Annotated in this window: 1 protein-coding gene and 2 pseudogenes; all 3 read right to left on the bottom strand. The window is 58.7% G+C overall.

All coding sequences use genetic code 11. The features are described from left to right. Nucleotides 1–124: 124 nt before the first annotated feature. Nucleotides 125–345, bottom strand: a pseudogene (locus tag FS320_RS41445) (IS6 family transposase); the annotation flags it as partial. A gap of 155 nt (nucleotides 346–500) precedes the next feature. Beyond that, the gene (locus FS320_RS41440; protein WP_152718392.1) at nucleotides 501–728 is read right to left on the bottom strand and encodes a hypothetical protein; all 228 of its coding nucleotides are present in this window, start codon (nucleotides 726–728) and stop codon (nucleotides 501–503) included. A 261-nt stretch (nucleotides 729–989) separates the two neighbouring features. Beyond that, nucleotides 990–2,528: pseudogene (locus FS320_RS41435) on the bottom strand (ABC transporter ATP-binding protein); the annotation flags it as partial. Nucleotides 2,529–2,653: the final 125 nt, after the last annotated feature.

Below are 2,653 nucleotides of genomic sequence, written 5' to 3'. Positions count from 1 at the left end.
GCTCTTGACGGCCGCAGCTTGCAGGGGTTTGAGGTCGGCACCTGACTGCGGACCTCGAGGGGCCGACCCTCATCTCTTGTACAGCTCCACATCTCCTCCTTCAGAAATGTGTTCGTGACACACCGTCCACGTGCCATTTCCCCGTGAGGCCCTCTTACGCCGGTTGAACTCTTCCAGCAGGAGCGAGGCATTGTGAACAGTCCAGCGGTGGACGGTGGCATGGTCGACGGAGATGCCTCGCTCGGCCATCATCTCCTCAAGGTTCCGGAGACTGAGATTAAAGGCCAAGTACCACCGGACGCAGACCAGGATGACCAAGCGATCAAAATGCCTGCCCTTGAACAACTCGCGTCACCCTCCACTGTCGAGACCGCAGGCACGGCAGCTGAAACTGTGAAACAAACTGTCGCGACAGATCCCCCGAACAAGCTGAGGCGCTTGCGCGTGCCTGCCGTCAATTCGGGATAGAACTCGCAGGGCCGCCGCTTTCATAATATGGGTTACCCGTTCGCGGGGTGCTCCTCGACGAGGGTGCCGATCAGACGCAGCAGTTCCTGCTGTTCCGGCCCTGCGCCCCGACCTAGGAAAATCGCGATGTCCTCATGTTCCACCTGCCCTCCGGAAGCGACATTGGCTTCGTGGCGGACGAACAAAGCTCCTGAAGGGTCTCGGATCAGGTACCAGCGGTCACCGCTTGGACTTTCATAGAGCTTGCGGGCCTTCTTCATGCGGGCTCCTGTCGGGTCGCGATGGCACATCCACTGTAACCCATCACAGCAGAAGGCGGAAAGCATGGATTGATCGAGCACTGCTTCAGGATGATTCCAAGCCGCATGTTCAACAGAGCCTGAGAAGGGGTCCCTCACCCAAATGAAGCTGGATCTATCAACTGGACAGGCTCTGCTGGGTGGATAGCCCGGATCGCATGCTTGTAGACGATCTGCCGTCCATTACACCGAACAAGCCAGATCTCATGGTTTCAGGGGCCCTCATCGATAGCCTGACGCCTGCAATTCAAACAGTTCGGCGTAGCGACCGCCTGATGCAACAAGCTGTTCGTGCGAGCCAGCCTCAACGACCTGCCCATTCTCGAGAACAAGGATGCGGTCGGCCATTCGCACAGTCGAGAACCGGTGCAAGATCAGAATGGCGGTCTTGCCCAAGCTCAGATCCCGGAACCGCTGGAAGACCTCGTATTCCGAGCGGGCGTCGAGAGCGGCGGTCGGCTCGTCCAGAATGAGAACCTCTGCATCCCTCATGTAAGCGCGCGCGATGGCGATCTTCTGCCATTCGCCCCCGGAGAGATCCGCTCCTTCGTGGAACCGCTTGCCGAGTGGCTGGTCATATCCATGGGGCAAGCGTTGGATGATCCGATCAGCGAGACTGCGCTCCGCCGCCTGCTGAATCCGGCTGCGATCATCGGTGGCCTCGATGCAACCTGCTCCAATGTTCTCGCCGGCCGTGAAATGAAACCGCACGAAGTCCTGAAAAATCACACCAATGTGGCGTCGCAGATCGGCCAGATCGTATTCACGTAGATCATAGCCATCGAGAAGGATCCGTCCCTCTGTCGGGTCATAGAGCCGAGCAAGGAGCTTCACGATCGTGGTCTTGCCGGCTCCGTTCTCCCCAACCAAAGCCACGGCCTCACCGACTGTCAGCGTTAGGCTCAGGTGACGGACCGCCCAGCGATCTGAGTCCGGATACCGGAAGCCTACATTTTCGAACATAATTCCTGACTTCAAGGGTTGCGGGAAGGACCGTGGGTTTGCCGGTGACGCGATGCTCGGGCGAACATCGAAGAATGAGAACAGATCCTCCAAGTACAGCGCCTGCCCGGCGATCTGTGAAAACCCCAGAAGCAATCCCTCCAGCAGCCCACGCAGCCGCAAAAAGGAACCGGACAGAAACGTCAAATCACCAATGCTGAACTCGCCCTGGACCGTTCGCCACACGATCAGCGCATAGGCCAGGTAATAGGCGCATGACGCGAGTGCGGCGAAGAGCGTGCCCCATGCGGCCCGGCGGGTCGCAAGCCGCCGGTTGTCCGCATACATCCGATCAGCAAAGCCTCTGAAGCGCTCGACCAGGAAGGTGTTGAGACCGTAGAGCTTGACCTCCTTCGCGGTTTCGACGCTCGAGCCTAGATAACGGATGTAATCGAGCTGACGCCGCTCCGGGGTGCGGAAGTAGTTGAGGCGATAGCCTTGCGCGTTGAAATGCACCTCCCCAACAAAGGCTGGCAGGAGAGCAAGCAGGATCAGGACAATGAGCCACGGCGCATAGGCGAGCAGGCCAGCAGCCAGTGAAAGGACGGTGAGCACATCCTGTGCCTGTCCGAAGATCTGGGTCAGGAGAGTGGTCCGCCCGGTGACCTGACGGCGAGCCCGCTCCAGTTGGTCTTGCTGATCACTGCTCTCGAACTGCTCAAGATCCAGCGTCGTCGCATGCTCCATTAGACGCACACTCGCGAAGTTGCTGTAGCGCTCTGATAAGAGGCTATCGACGAGTGAGCTGGCTCGACCTAGAGCGCGTTGACATTCATTTGGTCCAGATGAACGCGCTGACGAGGCAAAGGATTGACATAAACGCCCGTGGGGTCTGTTCGTAGCGCGTGGCGATGCGTCTGAAGTGCTTGATTTTCAGGAAGAAG

The organism is Microvirga tunisiensis, from assembly GCF_009296175.1.
In the GTDB taxonomy this organism is placed as follows: domain Bacteria; phylum Pseudomonadota; class Alphaproteobacteria; order Rhizobiales; family Beijerinckiaceae; genus Microvirga; species Microvirga tunisiensis.
The sequence above is the reverse complement of the archived record's forward strand: the minus strand, read 5'-3'. Positions and strand labels throughout refer to the sequence as shown.

Excerpts from the sequence above, each read along its gene's own strand:
- FS320_RS41440 (WP_152718392.1), bottom strand. The coding sequence starts at position 728 with ATGAAGAAGGCCCGCAAGCTCTATGAAAGTCCAAGCGGTGACCGCTGG.